This window comes from Brachybacterium sp. sponge (assembly GCF_001613775.1).
GTDB classification, from domain to species: domain Bacteria; phylum Actinomycetota; class Actinomycetes; order Actinomycetales; family Dermabacteraceae; genus Brachybacterium; species Brachybacterium conglomeratum.
This window is the reverse complement of record NZ_LRMP01000001.1, coordinates 658,035-677,155: the sequence shown is the minus strand read 5'-3', so window position 1 is coordinate 677,155 and position 19,121 is coordinate 658,035. Positions and strand designations below refer to the sequence as shown.

General features: G+C 71.5%; 13 protein-coding genes. 6 read left to right on the top strand and 7 right to left on the bottom strand.

Going from position 1 to position 19,121, the window contains the following annotated elements; translation table 11 throughout:
- Positions 1–55: 55 nt before the first annotated feature.
- The 6 genes from A4A78_RS02990 (at position 56) to A4A78_RS02965 (ending at position 9,222) form a co-directional block, all read left to right on the top strand.
- Positions 56–2,470 carry a DUF6049 family protein gene (locus tag A4A78_RS02990; protein ID WP_231880815.1) on the top strand — a complete coding sequence of 805 codons (2,415 nt, stop codon included), beginning with the start codon at positions 56–58 and terminating at the stop codon, positions 2,468–2,470.
- Entirely contained in the window at positions 2,467–4,215 is a 1,749-nt protein-coding gene (gene murJ / locus A4A78_RS02985) for a murein biosynthesis integral membrane protein MurJ (RefSeq protein WP_062946926.1), read from the top strand. Before A4A78_RS02990 ends, murJ begins: the two co-directional genes overlap by 4 nt.
- A gap of 55 nt (positions 4,216–4,270) precedes the next feature.
- Positions 4,271–6,985 carry a hypothetical protein gene (locus tag A4A78_RS02980; protein WP_062946925.1) on the top strand — a complete coding sequence of 905 codons (2,715 nt, stop codon included), beginning with the start codon at positions 4,271–4,273 and terminating at the stop codon, positions 6,983–6,985.
- Positions 6,982–7,548: a hypothetical protein gene (locus A4A78_RS02975; protein ID WP_062946924.1), complete on the top strand. Its 567-nt coding sequence runs from the start codon at positions 6,982–6,984 to the stop codon at positions 7,546–7,548. The genes A4A78_RS02980 and A4A78_RS02975 overlap by 4 nt, the downstream gene beginning before the upstream one ends.
- Positions 7,549–7,633: 85 nt before the next feature.
- On the top strand, positions 7,634–8,707 hold the full coding sequence (trxB, locus tag A4A78_RS02970; protein WP_062946923.1) for a thioredoxin-disulfide reductase: 1,074 nt from the start codon (positions 7,634–7,636) through the stop codon (positions 8,705–8,707).
- Between the two features lie 11 nt (positions 8,708–8,718).
- A complete protein-coding gene (locus A4A78_RS02965) occupies positions 8,719–9,222 on the top strand; it encodes a hypothetical protein (protein WP_156488540.1) in 504 nt (167 codons plus the stop codon).
- Between the two features lie 3,319 nt (positions 9,223–12,541).
- On the opposite strand, the gene A4A78_RS02960 is transcribed toward A4A78_RS02965, so the two are convergent.
- The 7 genes from A4A78_RS02960 to rnpA all read right to left on the bottom strand — a co-directional run bounded on the left by A4A78_RS02960 (position 12,542) and on the right by rnpA (position 19,098).
- Positions 12,542–14,803, bottom strand: coding sequence for a ParB/RepB/Spo0J family partition protein (locus A4A78_RS02960; protein WP_062946921.1), 2,262 nt, complete (start codon positions 14,801–14,803; stop codon positions 12,542–12,544).
- Positions 14,804–14,888: 85 nt separating this feature from the next.
- Positions 14,889–15,818, bottom strand: a complete 930-nt coding sequence (locus tag A4A78_RS02955; RefSeq protein ID WP_224765401.1) for a ParA family protein — start codon at positions 15,816–15,818, stop codon at positions 14,889–14,891.
- Positions 15,805–16,470 carry a 16S rRNA (guanine(527)-N(7))-methyltransferase RsmG gene (rsmG, locus tag A4A78_RS02950; protein ID WP_062946920.1) on the bottom strand — a complete coding sequence of 222 codons (666 nt, stop codon included), beginning with the start codon at positions 16,468–16,470 and terminating at the stop codon, positions 15,805–15,807. The genes A4A78_RS02955 and rsmG overlap by 14 nt, the downstream gene beginning before the upstream one ends.
- An 8-nt stretch (positions 16,471–16,478) precedes the next feature.
- A complete protein-coding gene (locus A4A78_RS02945; RefSeq protein WP_062946919.1) occupies positions 16,479–17,156 on the bottom strand; it encodes a R3H domain-containing nucleic acid-binding protein in 678 nt (225 codons plus the stop codon).
- Between the two features lie 64 nt (positions 17,157–17,220).
- A complete protein-coding gene (gene yidC / locus A4A78_RS02940; RefSeq protein WP_062946918.1) occupies positions 17,221–18,324 on the bottom strand; it encodes a membrane protein insertase YidC in 1,104 nt (367 codons plus the stop codon).
- An 85-nt stretch (positions 18,325–18,409) separates the two neighbouring features.
- Positions 18,410–18,733, bottom strand: coding sequence for a membrane protein insertion efficiency factor YidD (gene yidD / locus A4A78_RS02935; protein ID WP_082835160.1), 324 nt, complete (start codon positions 18,731–18,733; stop codon positions 18,410–18,412).
- Positions 18,730–19,098 (bottom strand): ribonuclease P protein component, encoded by a 369-nt coding sequence (gene rnpA, locus A4A78_RS02930; protein ID WP_062946917.1) that lies wholly within the window; start codon positions 19,096–19,098, stop codon positions 18,730–18,732. Before rnpA ends, yidD begins: the two co-directional genes overlap by 4 nt.
- Positions 19,099–19,121: the final 23 nt, after the last annotated feature.

Here is a 19,121-nt window from a genome sequence, read left to right as displayed (position 1 = left end):
GAGGCGGGCGCGCCTCCTCGGCGCCTCTACGGTAGCGGCCGCTTACAGTGTCCCCATGCCGTCGTCCCAACCTGCCGTGCGCCCGGTGCTCGCGGCACTGCTGACGGCACTGGTCATCGCCTCATCAGTGCTGGTCAGCGGCCCGGCGACCGCGCTCCCGGCCGCGCCGGCCGCGCCCGCGGCGGGCCCGTCGGCCCCGCCTGTCCCGGACGACGACGCGCCGGTGACCATGGACCTCGTCTCACTGACCCCCACCTCCCTCGCCCCCGGCGGCACGCTCCGTGCCGAGGTCGAGGTGACCAACGCCTCCTCCGCGCCGCTGACGGACCTCGACCTCGAGCTGCGCACCCGCACCTCCCGGGTCACCGACCGGGGGGCCCTCGCGAGCTGGCAGGCCGAGACCGGGCCCGACGTCGAGGGACCGGCGCTGGCCACCGCCTCCGGGACCCCGCCCGCGAGCCTCGCGCCCGGGGAGAGCACCACCCTCGTCGTCGAGGCCACCGCGGAGGAGCTCGGCTACTCGGAGGAGACCTACTACTGGGGGACGCGCCGCGTCTCCCTCACCGCCGTCGCGGACGACGAGCCGCTCGCGGGCCTGCGCACCTTCGCAGTGTGGCGGCCCGACGGCGCCGAGGAGACCATCACCCAGTCCACGCTGCTGCCGGTGTCCGAGGCCGACGCCGCCTCCGCGGTGCTCGCCCCGGAGGAGCACGCGGCCTCCGCCGAGCAGGGGCGGCTCGCCTCCCTGCGGGCCCTCGCCGCCCGCGAGGACGTCGACTGGTGGCTGGATCCCGCGCTGATGGATCCGCCGACCCTGCCCGAGCCCGAGGCCGACGGCGGCGAGGAGGCGGAGGGCTCCTCGGCCGCGCCGTCCCTGCGCCCCGACCCGGCGTCCACCGCGATCGCCGACGAGCTCGACGCCGCCGTCGGCGAGCGCACCGTGCTCGCCGCCCCCTACGCGGGCGCCGATCTGGTGAGCCTGCGGGAGTCCGGGGCGATGCTGCTCGAGGGCGCCGCCCGGGACGCGGCCGACGGGGTGTGGGAGGCCCGCGGCATCTCGCCCCGCGCCCAGGTCCTCGGCGTCCCCGGCGCGGAGGCGGATGCCGAGGCCCTCGAGGACATGATCGAGGTCGGCGCGACCGCCGCCGTGGTGCCCTCCAGCTCGCTGCGCCCCGACCCGAGCTCCTCGGTGACCCCGAGCTCGGTGGGCGTGTACGAGTCCTCCCGCACCGAGGGCGCGCAGCTGTCCGTGCTCGCCCCCGATCCCGTGCTCTCCGAGGAGTTCTCGCAGCTGACCGGGGACTCGGACGCGGAGCAGACCCGTCAGCGGCTGCTCGCCGAGACCGCCACGATCGCCTCCGAGTACTCCCGCGCGCCCCGCCACCTGCTGATCTCCCCGTCGGCCGGGGCGGACCTGGACCCCGCGTCCGCCGGGGCGGTGCTCGACGCCTTCGCCGAGGCGCCCTGGATCGAGTCGGGCCGCACCTCGACGCTGCTGGACACCGCGGACCAGCAGGCCTGGACCACCGACCCGGGCGCCGACGGCGAGGAGCCGTACGCGCTCGGCCGGCTGCAGGCCGAGGACGTGCACCCCTCCGGCCCGTCCGACGGGAGCTGGCGGGTGCTCGAGGAGACGACCGAGGCGCAGCTGCTGGACCCGGCGGTGCTCGAGGACCTCGAGGGCACGTGGCGCCGGCTCGACGCGCTCAGCGCGGCGATGGAGGACGACGCCCCGCTGGACGCGGCGCGCCGCGAGATCCTCTCCGCGACCTCCCTCGCCTGGCGCGGGGATCCCGGGACCCCGGCCGCCCGGGCGCAGGACGCCGCCGAGCGGGCCGACGCCCTGCAGGACCGGATCCAGGTGGTCCCCGCCTCCGGCTACAACGTCGTCTCCGACACCGCCGCCGTGCCCATCACGATCACCAACGGCCTGGACACCCCGATCACCGTGAAGGTCACGGTCACCTCCGACCGGCCCCTGGTCCAGGTCGGGGAGCCGGCCGTGGTCACCGTCCCGGCGCACGGCCAGACCAACGCGAGCGTGGACGTGGAGGCGGTCGCCAACGGCTCCGTCACCCTCACCACCACCCTCACGACCGAGGACGACCGGCAGCTGACCGACCCCGTCGACGTGCCGCTGACGGTGAACCCGTCGTGGGAGAACTGGACCACGCTCCTGCTCGTCATCGCGATGGGCCTGCTGGTCGTCGTCGGCGTCGCCCGCGCGCGCCGCACCGGCTCCAGCACCCGCGCCCCCGCGATCCGCGGCCCCGAGGACCCGGAGGAGCTCGCCCGCACGGGCCGCACCACGCTGGACACCTCGGTGCCGGAGCGGACCTGGATCGAGCGGGCGAGGCACCGCGACGGGGACCCCGCAGGCAGGCCCGACGAGAGGCCCGAGACCGCGCCCGACCCCGACGATGCCCCTGACCACGACCCCGACGACGCCCCCGAGGAGGACCCCCGATGAGCACCACCCGCCGGGTCCGCAGGGTTCATCACATACCCCGCCACCGCCGCCACGGCAGCCCCTCCAGCCGCTCGAGGCTGCTGCAGGCGAGCGTGCTCATGGCCTCGGGGTCGATGGTCTCCCGCCTGCTCGGCTTCGTGCGGAACTTCCTGTTCGGCGCGATCCTCGGCGGCTCCATGTCCTCGGCGGCCAACGCCTTCTCCGCCGCGAACACCCTGCCCAACACCATCTGGCTGCTGGTCGGCGGCGGCACCCTGAACGCGATCCTGGTGCCCGCGATCGTGCGCGCCGTGAAACGGCCCGATCGCGGCAGCGACTACATCTCGCGCCTGATGACCCTGGTCGCGGCGCTGTCCCTCGGCGTGACCGTCGTGTGCATGGTGGCGGTGCCGCTGCTGCTCACCCTCACCAGCGGCGTGCTGCCGCCGGCGACCTATGCGCTCGCGGTCCAGCTGGGCTACTGGATGATGCCGCAGATCTTCTTCTCGGCCCTGTACGTGATGTGCGGGCAGCTGCTGAACGCCCACGACTCCTTCGGCCCGTACCAGTGGGCGCCGGTGCTCAACAACCTCGTCGGCATCCTCGGGGCGGCGCTGTTCCTGGGCCTGTGGGGCACCGTCGGCGATCCCGCGCAGTGGACGACCCCGATGATCGCGGCGATGGCGCTGATCAACGTCGGCGGCTCCGCGGCGCAGGTCGTGTTCCTGTTCTGGTATGTCAAGAAACTCGACCTGCGCCTGCGCCCGAAGTGGGGGCTGCGCGGCCTCGGGCTCGGCAAGCTCTCCCGGATCGGGCTGTGGTCGCTGGCGATGCTGGGCCTCGGGCAGCTGGGCATCTGGGCGTCTCGCTGGGCGACCGGCGGCGCGGTGCGGATGACCGAGCAGCTGCAGGGGCAGCCCGAGCTCGCGGCCCGCTATCCGGCGCTGCTGACCCTGGAATGGGCGTATCTCGCGTTCATGATCCCGCAGGGCATCATCGCGGTCACCCTGGTCACCGCCGCGTTCCCGTCCATCTCCCGCAGCGCCGCCGCGGAGGACCATGCCGGGGCGCTGGCCCGCTACACGGACACCAACCGGATGCTGTCGGTGCCGATGGTGCTGTGCACGGCGGTGTTCGTCGCGCTGTCCGGGCCGATCATGTGGGTGATCGGCGGCGGCACCGGCGAGATCGGCGCGCGTGCCAACGGCAGCGTGCTGGTGGCCTACATGCTGGGCCTGATGCCCTTCGCGTCCCTGTACCTGATCAAGCGGCTGTTCTACGCCTACGAGGACGCGCGCACCCCGTTCCTCGCGCAGATCCCGATCGCCGCGGTCACGCTGATCTCCGTGCCGGTGATCCTCACGCTCGTGGACCCGCGGTACGCGGCGATGAGCGCGGCGGGCGCGACCAGCCTCGGCAACCTGCTGGCCTGGCTGTTCGGGCTGTGGCAGCTGCGACGTCATGCCGCACGGCACGAGGTGGCGCCGCCGAGCCTGCGCGCCGAGGCGCTGCTGCTCGGGAAGCTGATCGCCGCCGGCGCGGTGAGCTGGGCGGCCGGCACGGGCCTCGTGGCCCTGCTCGACGGCCTGATCTGGCAGCACCGCGCGCTCGCGGTGGTGCTCGGCATGGTGATCGGCGCGGTGATGATCGTGGTGTTCACGGCGGCAGGGCACGTGCTGCGCGTGCCGGAGGTGCGCCAGCTGGTCGGTGCGACGCGACGCCTGGTCCTGAGGCTGCGCCGTCGCGGAGCGGGGGCGACCTCGTAGCATGGTCGACGCAGATGACGGGCATCGACCCGCCGGACGAGGAGAGGGAGGGTCCGTGAGCACGAACCCCGAGCAGGATGCACTGCACGCGAGGTGGACCCTCGAGGGCAGGATCCCGCTGTCCGGTGTGGCCGACGGCGCCGTCTGGCGCCGCGCCCGCTCCGTCGCGACCGGCGAGTCCGTGGTGCTGTTCATCGTCCGCGGCGAGGCCGCGCTCGAGGCGGCCGATGCGGTGCGCCGCGCCTATCTCGTCGAGGAGCCCCGTCTGCTGCCCGTCCGGGAGATCGTCGTGCTCGACGACCCCCGGGAGGAGTCCGACACCACCTCGACCGGTGCGCCCGAGGACGGGCCGACGACGGTCGTGGAGTACCCGATGCCTCCCGCCCCGCCGCTCGCGGCGCTACTGACCGACGGTCCGATGCACCCCGAGACGGCGCGCGCGATCATCGGCGAGGCCGCGACCGGCCTCGAGGCCGCCCGGCGCCGCGGCGTGCGCCATCAGTTCCTCGACTCCAACCGCGTCTTCGTCGACACCCGCTCCGGCGGCGTGCACATCCTCGGCATCGGCGTCGAGGCCGCCTCGCACCCCGGCCTGGACCGCTCCAGGGAGGTCGCCTCCTTCCAGGACACCGCGGCGCTGGTCGCCCTGCTCTACCGGGCGCTCACCGGCCGCACCCCCCAGCACGACGGCACCGGCACCGTGCCGCGGCCCTCGACGCTCGTGGACACAGAGATCCCCGCGGACCTCGACCTGCTGTGCGACCTGGTGCTCAACGAGTCCGCCGACGACATCCCCGAGACCACCCGCGGGCTGATCGAGGCGCTCGAGCCGTGGCAGTCCATCCCGGTGACCTTCGAGGCGTATCCGCGCGGCGCCGCCGGCGGGGCGTCGGGTGCCGGAGCTGCGTCGGGCGACGATGATCGCCCGGAGGCCGCTGCGGAGACCGCAGGGGCGGTCGACGCGGGGTCCGCGACCCGGGACGCGCGGGAGGACGAGGAGAGGGGCGCCGCCGGTCCGGCCGTCGGGGCAGGCGCTGCCGCTGCCGGAGCTGCCGGTGCGGTGACAGGTGCCGCCGTGGTCGCGGGCACGACGTCGGCGCAGGAGCCTTCCGGATCGGGCGCGGACGCGGGAGTGACCGGTGGCGACGCCGGCGAGAGCACTGCGGCCCTTTCGCCCGTCGACGACGCCGCGGAACGCGCAGGCGAGGAGCAGGTCGTCGACGAGCGGTCGGCGGACTCGCGAGCGGACGAGGCGCAGGCCGCGGCGAGCGAGACCGCTCCCGTCTCCGCAGCGAGCGCGGCCACCACGGGCGAGAACGCGCCCACGGACGACGGCGCCTCCGCGGGCCAGGACGCCCCTGCCGGCGAGGAGACCCCGGCGGCGCCGCGGGAGGACCACTCCGCGGCGGCCGCGACCCTCGTGAAGGACCTGCATCTCGACGAGAAGCGGGGCACCAGCCCGTTCCCGGGCCACCTCGACATCACCCAGCCCCGTCGGCCGCAGGCGGAGGCGGCTCAAGCGACCGACGCGGAGCAGGACTCCGCCGCGTCGGGGACCGGTGCGGCGGGAGCCGCAGGCCTCGCCGCAGCCGCCGGCGGGGCCGGAGCCGCAGGCGCCGCCGCAGCGCAGTCCCCGTCCGCCCAGCAGTCACCGTCGGCCGGGCAGTCCCCGTCGGCCGCACCCGAGGCGACGCAGCAGATCCCCTCGCGCACCTCGGGGACGCACTGGCCGCTGAGCCCCGCCGGCTCGCCCGCGGGCAGCGACGGGCGCGCCGAGCAGCCCGGGGCCGGCGCGATCGCGCCGACGGCGGACCACGCCGCCCCCACCCCGTCGGTCGCTCCCCAGCAGTCCAGCGCCGCAGAGCCGAACGCCGCCGCGGGCGAGGACGAGCCCACCGCGGCGATGCCGGCCGTCGGCGCCGCCGCAGGCCCCGCCGCCCACGAGACCGGCCCGATCGTGGTCCAGGGCCGCCGCACCTCCTATCTGGACGAGACCCCCGAGGAGACGACGGTCCCGCACTCGCGCGGCTCCCTGCTGCGCGACGTGGTCGGCGTCGCCGTCGACGCCGACGACCCCGACACCTTCGCCCTCGGTCCCCGGGACCGCGAGAAGCGCTCCCTGCAGTCGCAGTGGATCGTCGTCGGCGGCGTCATCGTGGTCATGCTCGCGCTGGTCTTCGCGGTCACCGCCATCACCCGCGACCTCCGCGAGATCATCGCGGACCCGCTGGCGACCGCCCAGCCCGAGACGACCACGCCCGTCGAGGAGGACACCGGCGAGGCGCCCGCCGAGCCGACCCCCACGGACACGGAGGAGCCGGAGCTGCCCGCCCCCGAGCTCACCGGGGTCGAGGTGTTCACCCAGGGCACCGACCTCGAGCCCGACAACGCCGATCAGCAGGACCGCATGACCGACGGCGACCCGGGGACCTTCTGGTCCACCAAGCACTACCAGAGCGCCGACTACGGCGGTCTCAAGGAGGGCGCGGGCGTGCGGCTGACCTTCGCCGAGCAGTCCACGCTCAGGACCGTCAAGGTCACCACCGCACGCAACACCGGCGGGCTGATCGAGCTGCGGGCCGTGCACGACGACGGCTCCCTCGGCGACGTGCTCGCCAGCGGCGAGCTCGCCGGTGACGGCGAGGTGCTGCTGGAGACCCCGGAGCCCGTCGAGGCCGACGAGGTCGCACTGTGGATCCCGGAGCTGCCGCCGGACAGCAACGAGCAGGGCCGCTATCGCGCCCGCATCGCGGAGATCCAGGTCGGATGACCCCCCGCACTGTGCGCCGGGGCCCTGCACAACGTGGGGGCACCGGCAGGCCGCGCATCCGCTCGGTGCTCGGCATCCCGCTGCCGATGATGATCATCGCCCTGGTCATCGCGGCACTGCTCGGCCTGCAGCTCGCCACCGCCCTGGAGAAGTCCACCACCAGCGCCTCCCACATGGCCGGGGCCTCCGTCGACTCCGCCTCGGGCACCGGGAAGAATTCGACCGGTCTGACCGTTGTCACTGAGGCGACCCTCGGCACCGAGGTCCAACGGCTCGTCGACACCGGCACGATCCAGCCGATGACCAGCTTCGATGCCGCGCAGTGCCTGCAGGAGCAGGGCATCACCGAGTCGATCCTGATCATGGAGGAGGTCTCATGGGGCGGGGAGGACACCACCGGCTGGCTGCTCGTCCACGGTCCTGTGGACCGCGACACCCTGCGCGCCAACGGCGGCATCATCTCCGCGACGGTCGTGCTTCCCACCTGCGGGACCGGCGCGAACGACGAGGACCCCGGCCAGGACCGACTCTGGGCCGGCCATGTGATGATCGGCCCGCTCTGACCCCGTCGGCCCCGCCCGAGCCCCCATACTGGACAGCGGTCCTCCCGCCGACCGCCTCCGCCCCATTCCACGGAAGGACACCCGCATGACCCAGCCGATCCAGGCCCTCAACATCCTCGGCGGCCCCGCACCGGCCGCGCAGCCGCTCGTGCAGCCCGTCGCCAACGACGACGGCACCGTGCACGAGGTCGTCATCGTCGGCTCCGGTCCGGCCGGCTACACCGCCGCGATCTACACGGCGCGCGCCGAGATGAAGCCGATCGTCATCGCGGGCGCCCTCGACGCGGGCGGTGCGCTCATGACCACCACCGACGTCGAGAACTTCCCCGGCTTCCCCGAGGGCGTGCAGGGTCCCGAGCTGATGGCCTCCTTCCAGGAGCAGGCCGAGCGCTTCGGCGCCGAGGTCGTCTACGAGGACGCCGTGGATCTGCAGCTCGACGGCGACGTGAAGAAGGTGACCCTCGAGGACGGCACCGTGTACCGCGCGAAGTCGCTGATCATCACGACCGGCTCCGCCTATCGCAAGCTCGGCATCGACGGCGAGGCAGACCTCTCCGGCAAGGGCGTCAGCTGGTGCGCGACCTGCGACGGCTTCTTCTTCAAGGACCAGGACATCGTCGTGGTCGGCGGCGGCGACAGCGCCGTCGAGGAGGCCACCTTCCTCACCCGCTTCGGCAAGTCGGTCACCCTCGTGCACCGCCGCGACGAGCTGCGCGCCTCGAAGATCATGGCGCGCCGCGCCGAGGCTGATCCGAAGCTCACCTTCGCGTGGAACAGCGAGCTCGTGCGGATCAACGGCCGCGACAAGGTCGAGTCCGTGACCCTGCGCGACACCGTCACCGGGGAGGAGCGCGATCTCGTGACCTCCGCCGTGTTCGAGGCGATCGGGCACCTGCCCCGCACGGACCTGGTGCGCGGCAAGCTCGAGCTCGACGACGAGGGCTACATCGTCTGCCAGGGACGCAGCACGTACACCTCCGTGCCCGGCGTCTTCGCCGCCGGCGACGTCGTGGACCACACCTACCGCCAGGCCATCACCGCCGCCGGCACCGGCTGCCAGGCCGCCCTGGACGCCGAGCGCTGGCTCGCCGACCGCGCCGCCGGGATCGACGCCGCGGCCGACGCCGAGCAGCCCGTGGCGGAGGCCGTCTCGCAGTGACCGTCCCGGCGGTGCCCGAGCCGGCAGTGCCCGAGCCGGAGTCCCCCGTCCGCCCTCCTCGCGTCCCCTCCCGGGGGAGCGCGGGGAGGGCGGATCGCGTCCTGCCCGCGGGGCAGCGCGACCACCCCGACGGCTCGCGCGACCCGTCCCTGGGCGCGGAGCTGGGCGCGGAGCGGGTACCGGTGCTCGTGCTGGTGAGCGCGGACTGGGCGGCGCCGTCCCGGCCCGCCCCCACGCTGCTCAGGGAGCTCTCACGGCGCTGGGGGACCTCCATGCAGTGCCTCCTCGTCGAGGACCCTGCGGACGCTGTCCTGGACCGCTGGGAGATCCAGCACCTGCCCACCTGGCTCCGCTTCGTCGCCGACGACGAGGACGGGGAGGAGATCGCGCTGCACGGCCTCACCCCCGGGGGAGAGGAGCTCGCTCTGGACGGTCCGTGGCGGCTCACGCACCGACGCAGCGGAGCGCTGCCCAAGCACGTCGTGGACGCACAGCTCGGACCCGAGGCCGGCTGAGCGGAGTCTCTGAGGCCGTGAGATCGCCGGCGGCTGCACCGCCGTCTCGAGGCCGCGTCGTCCCTCCCGGGGCGGGACGAGCTCAGCGGCCACGCCGTGTTCACGTTCCGGTCGTGGTCGACGCGCCCGCGCGAAGGACGAGACCTCGGGGCGACATCCTGACTCCGTGCCGCCGTGGCCGTATCCCGCACCGTCCTTGCGGGGTCATCACCGCGGCCGACGAGACGGACTCGCGCTGCGCCCGACCGAGCGGGTCATGCGAGGCGTTGTCCACGTCGTGTCAACCTAGGTGCAACCGCCCGCTCTGACGTGCACCGACAGCGCATCCACATCGCTGTCCACAGCGGTATCCACAGAGCTGTCCTCGTTTTTCCACAAGGTTGTCCACAGTCGGGTGTGGATAACGGTGGAACCTCTCTGACCACGACCTTCGTCACATAAGCTGCCCTGACCTGCAGGTTCATTGAATCCATCGGTCCGGCTGACGTCGGCCCGGGGATGTGCTACTGGACCGGTTGTATCTCAGGTCACATTCTGGACGGTTGGCCTGAAGCGGTTGTCCACAGGGTTCTGCACACTGTGAATGACCGTCGATGGTGCACGTGAATCACAAGGCAGGCGGCGGGGAGAGGGCGCTCCTCACCGCTCCGCTCCCGTGGGCGTCCGCCTTCATCGTGCAGCCCTCCAGACGGCCCGCAACAGCTCCGAGCTCCGTGCCCCACTCCTTCCGCCCTGAAGGTCGCTGACTCGCCCGGTGCACGGGAAGCAGCGCGCTGTGCCCGATCCACAGGGCCGCGCCAACCGGAAGATCACAGCGGTTGGCGGTGGGAGGAGCGTGAGCACGTCACGTGTGACTCGCTCAGCCAGGCTCCGCTGGGCCTTCGACCATCACGGCGCCATGTTCTCCGTGAAACCCTCCTGATCGGTTGAGTCAGGCCTCTGCCGACCGCGACGGCGTCCGCTCAGCGATCCGCTGAAGGCGCGTGCACTTCTCAAGGGGTTTCACGAGGAACTGTGCCTCGCCGGAGACACGCTCCCTTGGACAGGCTGCGCATGCGCTCAGAGCTGACTGAGGAGGCCGCCACGTCACGTGGTCAGCACGTCAGTCGTTGGTCATGAGGTACCGGAGTTGCCGCCGCGCCGCTGACTTCCTCCACGCCGCTGGGAGATTAACACAGCCGTTCCACGTGCAACGAGAAGGTCCAAGAGTGCACAGATTTCAGTACAAGTTCGGCGTGACGCATCGTCCACCATGTCAGCGGAGCAGCCCCTTCTGGCGGGACGGAGCCACACGCTTGGCAGCACGGGATGGGATAGTGAAGCAAAGCTTCGCAACTGACGACCTGCAGAGCCCCCGCCGCGCGCCGTTTCACGGGAAACTGACGGGCGTTCTGCGAGTGTACGGGGGCCGCCACGGCGCCCTGCCGCTGTGCGGGTTTCACGTGAAGCAGGCTCAGTACGGGAGACAGCGGATCGCGCAACTCTAGGCTGCGGCACACGATGCGGGAGTCGTTGCTTAACAGCGTTTCACGGGGAACTCATCCACCTCCCCAGTGGTGGCGAGTCGCGGCACGAAATCGTCAGGTCCTTCTTGGCCTCGCGCGGCCCGACGTAGATCCGCAGGGGAAGCGGTCCTCACAGAACCATCCGGGAAGTCGCGCACCATGTTTCACGGCAAACACTGCCGAAAGAGCGACGGTTGCGAGCTGGCTTGCCCAAGCATGCACCCGGCAACATCGTATGCACGCACGAAGCATCGGTCCCAGGACTAGGCGCTTCATCGAGGGACTATGCAGCTGGAAGCGGAGTGATGCGGCGCCAACGTCACGTACTGCAGTTCCACGCGAAACCTCAAGGGCCGGAGTACGGCAGCGCACATGCAGTCGCTCGGATGTAGACGGGGGACTCGCCGCACGGTCGTCGCCAGCGGCTTCGCCCGCCAAACCGAAGTTTCACGCGAAACGAGTATCAGGGCCACTGCCCGTCCGCATCTGATGCGCGTCGCGCCACGCACTCACTGCGAGCGGGAGAGTGCTTGCGTCCCACCCGGCTCGGTCTCGATTCAGCTGCACGCACAGGTGAAGGGCCGCATCGGCTCGCTTCACGTGAATCTCTTAGTTAACGATGCATTCGCGCCGCCGACTAGGGTGTCCGCTGGGAAGGAGTCACTCATGCCCAGACGCGTGCGTTTCACGGGAAACGTAGGCGGCCTGAAGGTGGTGCGGTCCTCCAGGACAGGCTTTCCCCCGCTGCGTGTATGTCGATTGAAGTCCATGGAGAGAGCGCTGTTGACATTCCGGGGGCGCGACTCAGTAACGGTTCACGTGGAGCCACTCCTCACCACGGCTTCGATCACACATCCGACACCGGAACTCTACCTATGACCCGTCCGGTGTCGCGCGAAGTCACGGAAGACCGATCTGAAAGCCTCACTCGTCGGACTTTGGCCAGCGTTTCGCGTGAAACAGTGCAGTGGGCACGGTGCATGACGGGATCACTGCGACAGATACGGCATTAGTCCCTACGACAGCCAGCTTCCACGTGGGTGCCACAGGCACGGCAGGGGCGGCGCAGCCCGTCCCCCGGAAGCGGAGGACTCTCCTCTTTCGAGGATCATGCACCACGAGCTCTGGAATGCACGTCCAAGGACCGGGCGACTCGGTTTCCCGTGGAACTCCCCCAGGGGAGTGAGTCAGGGCTGCATGAATGGCATCAGATGCTCGCGCAGGCACCCTCAGGAGAGCGGAGCATCTCAGCGCCGACTGCTGAGGCCGCTCACGATCTGCAGCGGGCTGCCACATGTTTCCCGCGAAACCACGACGGACAGAGGCACGTACGGACTCCGCTTCCACAGGGGTGCACACAACTGTGGACAGCCATTCTCCGATGGACGAACGCAGTCCACAGAGTTGTGCACAACGGTGGACAAGCTCCGTTCAGCACTCTGGCCTGCACCGATGGCACGGAAGCATCCTCGTGCGAGGGTGACGCGGGGCTGCGGAGGGAAGCGGAGGACACGTGCGTCCACACCACGTGCACCGAACGGAGATGACACACAGAGCACCTATGGCAGATCCGAAAGCACTGTGAGGCCGCTCACACGCGAGAGGGGGCCCATCCTCTGATGGGCCCCCTCGGGGTGCTGGTGCTCCGCGCGGGCGGACGCGGAGTTCGGTCGGCAGGGTACGGGACGAGCACGCTCCCATCGGTCAGGAGAGGAGCGCGCTCTTCATCGGAGCGACGACATGGTGCACGTTTCACGCCGCGGCGCTTCAGCGCCGCAGCGAGCGGGTGCGGAACGGACCCCGCACTCCCTGGGTCACTCCGGGGCCGGGAGCTCCAGGCCCATGTTCTCGATGAGGCGCTCGAGGTCCTCGAGGTTCGTGAACTCGAGGGTGATCTTGCCCTTGCGCTTGCCCACATCGATGCGCACGGGCGCCTCGAGGCGGTTCGACAGCCGGCTGGTCAGGTCCACGACGTGAGGATCGTAGGTGCCGCGGCGCACGGTGCGGGGAGCCTGCTGCTGACCGCCGCGCGCCACCAGACGCTCCACGGCGCGCACGGAGAGCCCCTCGCTCACGATCCGTTGGGCGAGCTCCTCCATGAGGGTCGGATCGTCCAGGGACAGCAGCGCACGGGCGTGGCCGGCGCTGATCGCTCCGCTGGCGAGACGGCGCTGCACGAGGGCCGGGAGCCGCAGCAGACGGAGCGTGTTGGTGATCTGGGGACGGGAGCGCCCGATGCGCTCTCCCAGCTCGTCCTGAGTGCATCCGAAGTCGTCGAGCAGCTGCTGGTAGGCGTTGGCCTCCTCCAGCGGGTTCAGCTGGGTGCGGTGCAGGTTCTCGAGGAGCGCGTCGCGCAGGAGGTCGTCGTCGCTCGTCTCGCGGATGATCGCGGGGATGGCGGTGAGACCGGCACGGCGGGCGGCGCGCCAGCGGCGCTCGCCCATGACGAGCTCGAAGGACTCCCCGTCCTCGGTGACCGGGATCGGGCGCACCACGACGGGCTGCAGCACGCCGACCTCGCGCAGCGAGTACGCGAGCTCGTCGAGCTCCTCCTCGTCGAACATGGTGCGCGGGTTGCGGGGGTTCTCCCGGACCTCGTGGATCGGGATCTCCGCGAACTCCGCGCCCGGGACGCTGACGAGGCCCTGGCTCTCGAGAGGAGCTCGCTCCGAGCCGGCGTCGGACTGTCGGACAGCGTCGGAAGGCGCTTCCGCGGAGTCGTCGTGCGCATCCTCCTCGGGAGCGACCGCAGCTGCGGGCTCGGCGTCCGTCTCAGAGGACTCATCGGTCACGGAGGGCTCGTCGGCCGGCGCGGAGCCGTTCTCGGGAGCAGGGGCTTTCTGAGGGGTGGCAGCAGGCTGCTCGGTCGTGGAGGACTCGGCAGGAGCTGCCGGCTCGGCGTCCTCCGACGCGGCCGTGTCGCGCACTCGGGTGTACTCGACCGCTTCGACATCGACGACCGGGCTGTCCTCGCCGCGCGCGGGGGCCTCCGACTCCGCAGAGCCGGTCTGCGGGGCCTCCTCGGGCGCGTCATCGGTCTCGGGCTGCGCATCCTGCGCGCTCGACGCCGGGGCCGTCGCCTCGTTCTCCGCGGCGTCAGGAGCGGACTGCGAAGGAGCCTGCTCCTGCTCGACGGGCGAGGAGGCGGCGGTCGGGACCTCGTCGGTCCTGGCCGGAGCGGTCTCGTCGCCTGCTCCGCCTGTCGCGGGGGCGGAGGCGGGGGCCGTCGGCGTCGAGGTGGCCTGAGCGGTCGTGCTCGCATCCTTCGAGGCGGCGGTGCCGTCCGCGGTGCCGGTCGAGTCAGCGGCAGCCGTGGGCGCGGCCGTGCTCTTCTCGCCGGCCGAGCTCGTCGAGCCGGTGGATCCCTTCGTCGGGGAGGAGGTGCTCTTCGGGGAGGGGGCGCTCTTCGCGGGCGAGGAGGTCCTGGTTGAGGAGGTGCTCTTGGCAGACCCGGTGCTCTTCGCGGTCTTCGCCGGCGCGGACGTCCCCGAGGCGCTCTTCGAGTCAGTGCTCTTCGAGGCAGCGCTCTTCGTCGTCGTGCTCTTCGAGGCCGTGCTCCTCGCCCCGGTGCTCTTCGACGTGGTGCCCTTCGAGGCAGTGCTCTTGGACGCGGTGTTCTTGGATGCGGTGGTCTTGGACGCGGTCGAACGGGAGCCGGTGCCTGCCGAGCTCGACGTGCCGCGCCTCGCCGCGGTGCCCTTGGAGGTCGTCGAGGCCTCGGTGGCCGTCGCGGCGCCGGAGCCGCTCGCGTCCGCGCCACCGGAGGAGCTCGCAGCGCCGGAGCGCTTCGCGGTCGACGAGCCGCCGGAGCGGCCCGCGGTGCGGCCGCGTCGCTCGGCAGCGGCGCGCGCCATGCCGGTCGCCAGGTCACGGGCGCCGCCCCGCTGGGGGGCGTCCTCGGAGGAGACCTTCTCGCCGGAGAAGAACATGTCCACGGGGCGCGTGCTCGACGCGGCGGAGCCGCCCTCGTCCTGCGGACGGGTGCGCGTGCGCAGCTCCTGCTCAGGAGCGGGCGAGGAGCCTGCCCCCGGGATCAGGGCGCCGAGACCTCTGCCGAGTCCTCGCTTCTGCGTCATGGCCGTTGTCCTTCCGAGAAATGTCGTCACCGTGGGGGTGACCTCCGTGCCGGGCGCGACATCGCGCGGTGAAGGGAGGTCGAGGTCAGGGAGCGGGGCGGGAGTTCAGCTCGAAGGCCGCCGCCCGGTAGGCGAGCGCCCCGCTGGAGCCGGGATCGTAGGTGAGCACGGTCTGGCCGTAGCTCGGCGCCTCGGAGATCCTCACCGATCGCGGGATCGTGGTCTCCAGGGTCTGGTCGGGGAAGTGGTCCCGCACGTCCTGGGCGACCTGTGCGGCGAGGCGCGTGCGCGCGTCGTACATGGTCAGCAGGATCGTGGAGACCACGAGGTCCGGGTTCAGGTGCTGCCGGATCAGGTCGATGTTGTTCAGCAGCAGCGTCAGGCCCTCGAGCGCGTAGTACTCGGCCTGGATCGGGATCATCACCTCACGGGCCGCGACCAGCGCGTTGACCGTGAGCAGGCCGAGGGAGGGCGGGCAGTCGACGAGCACGTAGTCCAGGCGCGGAAGGCCCTGGGCCTCCCGCTCCTCGAGATGCTCACGGATGGCGTTGCGCAGCCGATTCTCGCGGGCGACGAGGGAGACCAGCTCGATCTCGGCGCCGGAGAGGTTGATCGTGGCGGGGGCGCACTGCAGGCGCTCCATGTCCGGGACGTCCTGGACCACCTCGGACAGCGGCGCCGACTCGACCAGCACCTCGTACATGCTGGGCACCTCGGCATGGTGCTCGATGTTCAGCGCCGTGGAGGTGTTGCCCTGCGGGTCGGCGTCGATCACGAGCACGTGCAGGCCGCCCATGGTCAGCGCGGCCGCGAGGTTCACGGTGGTGGAGGTCTTCCCCACCCCGCCCTTCTGGTTCGCGATGGTCACGATCCTGGTGTGCTCGGGGGAGGTGAACTCGACCTCCTCCAGCTGCCGGCGGCGGGCGTGGTCCCGGGTGAGCTCGCGCATCAGCGGGGTGTCGTCCATCGACCCCGCCCCCTGGGAGGAGCCCTCGCGCTTCTCAGCCACGCGCATCTCCCTTCCTGCTCGCCTTCGGCCGGCGACGCACTTGGACCACTGTAGTGGGAACCTCGACCTCTCCCATCCCGTACCGGGTGATGGTGGGGTCGATCCCGCCGAGCTTCGTGAGCACCTTCTCGGCCTTCTCGATCTCGTCGGCGGCCGAGGCGCCCTTCATCGCCAGCAGCAACCCCTCCTCCTGCACCAGCGGGAGGGTCCAGCGGGCCAGCTTGTCCAGCGCCGCGACGGCCCGGGCGGTGACCACCTCGAACTCACGCTCGCCGTGCAGCTCCTCGGCACGGGCGCGGACGACCTCGAGGCCGAGGCCGAGCTCGGCGTCGACCTCCTCGAGCCAGGTCGTGCGACGCTGCATCGTCTCGATCAGCGTCACCTGCAGCTCCGGGCGGGCGATGGCGATCACGACGCCGGGCAGCCCGGCCCCGGAGCCGACGTCGGCCAGGGTCCTGACCGACGGGTCGATGGCGTCGGCCATCAGCGCGCAGTTGAGCAGGTGGCGCTCCCAGAGCCGCTCCACCTCGCGCGGTCCGATCAGGCCGCGCTCGGGACCCTGCTCGGCGAGCAGGGCGGCGAAGCGCTCGGCGAGCTCGAGCCGGTCGCCGAAGAGGCGCCCGGCCAGGGGTCGGAGCGAGGCGGGGAGCGTCGTCACGGCAGGCCTCAGGACGCCGGGTAGATCACGACGTGACGGCCCTTGCCGTCGCCGTCGGACTCGGAGCGCAGCCCCTCGCGCTTGGCGACGTCGTGGACGACCTTGCGCTCGAAGGGGTTCATCGGCCGCAGCGGGACCGGCTGCCCGGACTCCTTCGCCTCGGCGATCGCGGAGGCGGCGAGCTCCTCGAGCCCGCCCTTGTGCTCCGCGCGGAAGCCGCCGATGTCCAGCATCAGGCGCGACCGGGCACCGGTGCGGGTCTGGACAGCGAGGCGCGCGAGCTCCTGCAGCGCGTCCAGCAGCTCGCCCTTGGGACGGTTCAGCTCTGCGAGACGGTCCGCGCCGCGGATCTCCACGGAGGCCCGGTCGCCGTCCACGTCGATGTCGATGTCGCCGTCGAGGTCCGCGATGTCCAGCAGCTCCTCGAGATAGTCGGCGGCGATGTCGCCCTCCTCCTCCAGGCGGCGCAGGCGCTCCTCGTCGGATTCGGCGTCGGATTCGCCGTCGGCCTCTTCCTCGGACTCGCTCTCGCCCGCGTCCTGCGGCTCGGCGGTCTCGTCGGAGCCGGCGGTCTCCGCGGGGGCGGCGGTCTGCGCGGCCTCGGCGGCCGGGGCGTCCGTGCCCTCGTGCGCCTGCTCGGCGGCGGTCTCGTCGGCCGACGACGGATCGGTGATGGTCTCGTTCATTCAGGGTCCTCCGGGAATGCAGGGATGGACGACCCGGGAGCGACCGTGCTCCCGGGTCGTGAGGTCACTTCTTCCGCTTCTTCTTGCCCTTGTCCAGGGGAGAGCTCTTCGGCGGGGGCACCGGGAAGTCGCCGGACTCCTCCTGCGCCCTGCGGCGCTCCTCGGCGGCCTTGGCGCGGGCCTCGCGGGCGCGCTCGAGCTTCTCCTGGTCGGAGAGCTTCTTCCCGCCCTTGTTCTTGGAGGAGGGCTGGACGCGGATGTTCCGCTCGGGCTCCGGATCGGGCTCCGAGACCTTCTTCGGCGGGGTGAAGTCCAGCGGCTCCAGGCCCTTCCGCTCGCGCTTGGCGTTGATGCGCTCCTGGCGCTCCTTCTCCGCGTCGGACCCGGGGGTGGGGGTCGCGCGGATGACGATGTACTGCTGGACGAAGGTCCACACGTTCGTGGTCAGCCAGTAGATGAGCACACCGATCGGCATGCCCGGCCCCGTGATCACGTAGATGAACGGGAGCATGTACAGCATCATCTTCTGAGTGCTGGCCATGGGGCCCTCGAGAGCGGCCTTCGGCATGTTCTTCATGGTCAGCGACTTCTGGGTGAAGAAGGTGACCGCGCACATCGCCGCGATGATGATGCCGGCGACGATCTTGGTGGTGACCCCGCCGTCGCCGGAGTTCAGGAAGCTGTCGGCGATGGTGACGTTGCCGAGGATGGTCGAGTTGCTCGCGCTCTGGGCCAGCGGGGTGGTCAGCGGGCCGAAGGCCTCACCGCCGGCGGCCTCGGGAAGCTTGTTGAACAGCACCCGGAACAGGCCGAAGAAGATCGGCATCTGCAGCAGCACCGGCAGGCAGGAGGAGAACGGGCTGGCGCCGGCCTCCTTGTAGACCGCCATGGTCTCCTCGGCCATCTTCTGCCGGGACTCCTGGTCGGTCTTGCCCTTGTACTTCTTCTGCACGGCCTGCAGCTCGGGCGAGACCATCTGCATCGCCCGCGAGGCGCGGATCTGGCGCACGAACAGCGGGATGATCAGCGTGCGGACCACCGCGGTGAGGCCGACGATGGACAGCACCCAAGTGATGCCCGAGTTCGGATCCATGAACAGCGACAGCACCGCATGGAACTTCACCATGAGCCATGCGACGGCCCACTCGATCGGATACAGGGGATTCATCGGCCTGGTCTTCCTGCCGCACGGATGCGCATGTCGTTCATGCGAGGTGCCGGCTGTGGTCGGGAGTCTCGGTCAAGGGTAGGCCCTAGGGGGCCGGGTGCCGCAGTCGGCGTGGATTGCTCCACATGCCCGGCGCAGGGACCGGATCGAGCCCTCCGCGGGTGAGGGGATTGCAGCGGAGGATCCGCCAGGCGGTCAGCAGCGTCCCCTTCAGGGCTCCGTGCGTGCGCAGGGCGTCCATGCCGTACTGCGAGCAGACGGGGTCGTAGCGGCAGGCGGGCGGGGTGTAGGGCGAGATGCCCACCTGGTAGCCGCGCACCGGCAGCATCAGCAGCCGGCGCGGCAGGCGGCCCAGACGGCGCAGCGCACCCTCGCCGCCTCGCGCGCGCACCGGCGGGCCGGCGTTCACCGCGACCGCTCCTGGCGGCGGGCGAGCTTGCGGGAGGCGGAGGCGAGCGCCGAGTCCACGTCCTCGCGGAGCTCGGCGAAGGCCTGAGCCTCGATGCCCGGCAGCGCCCGCAGCACGATCGCGCTGCCGGCGGGGAGGGTCTCGAGATGCGGGCGCACGATCTCGCGCAGGCGCCGGGTGACGCGGTTGCGCACCACGGCGTTGCCGATCTTCTTGGACACGACGAATCCCACGCGGGGTGCCTCCTCCCCCTGCGTGAGCAGGGTCAGGTGCACGACCACGTGGGATCGAGCGCTGCGCGCGCCACCGCGGGTGACCGCACGGAACTCGTCGCCGCTGTGGAGCCGGCGACTAGACCAGTACACGACGACGTGACGCCTCGGCCCTG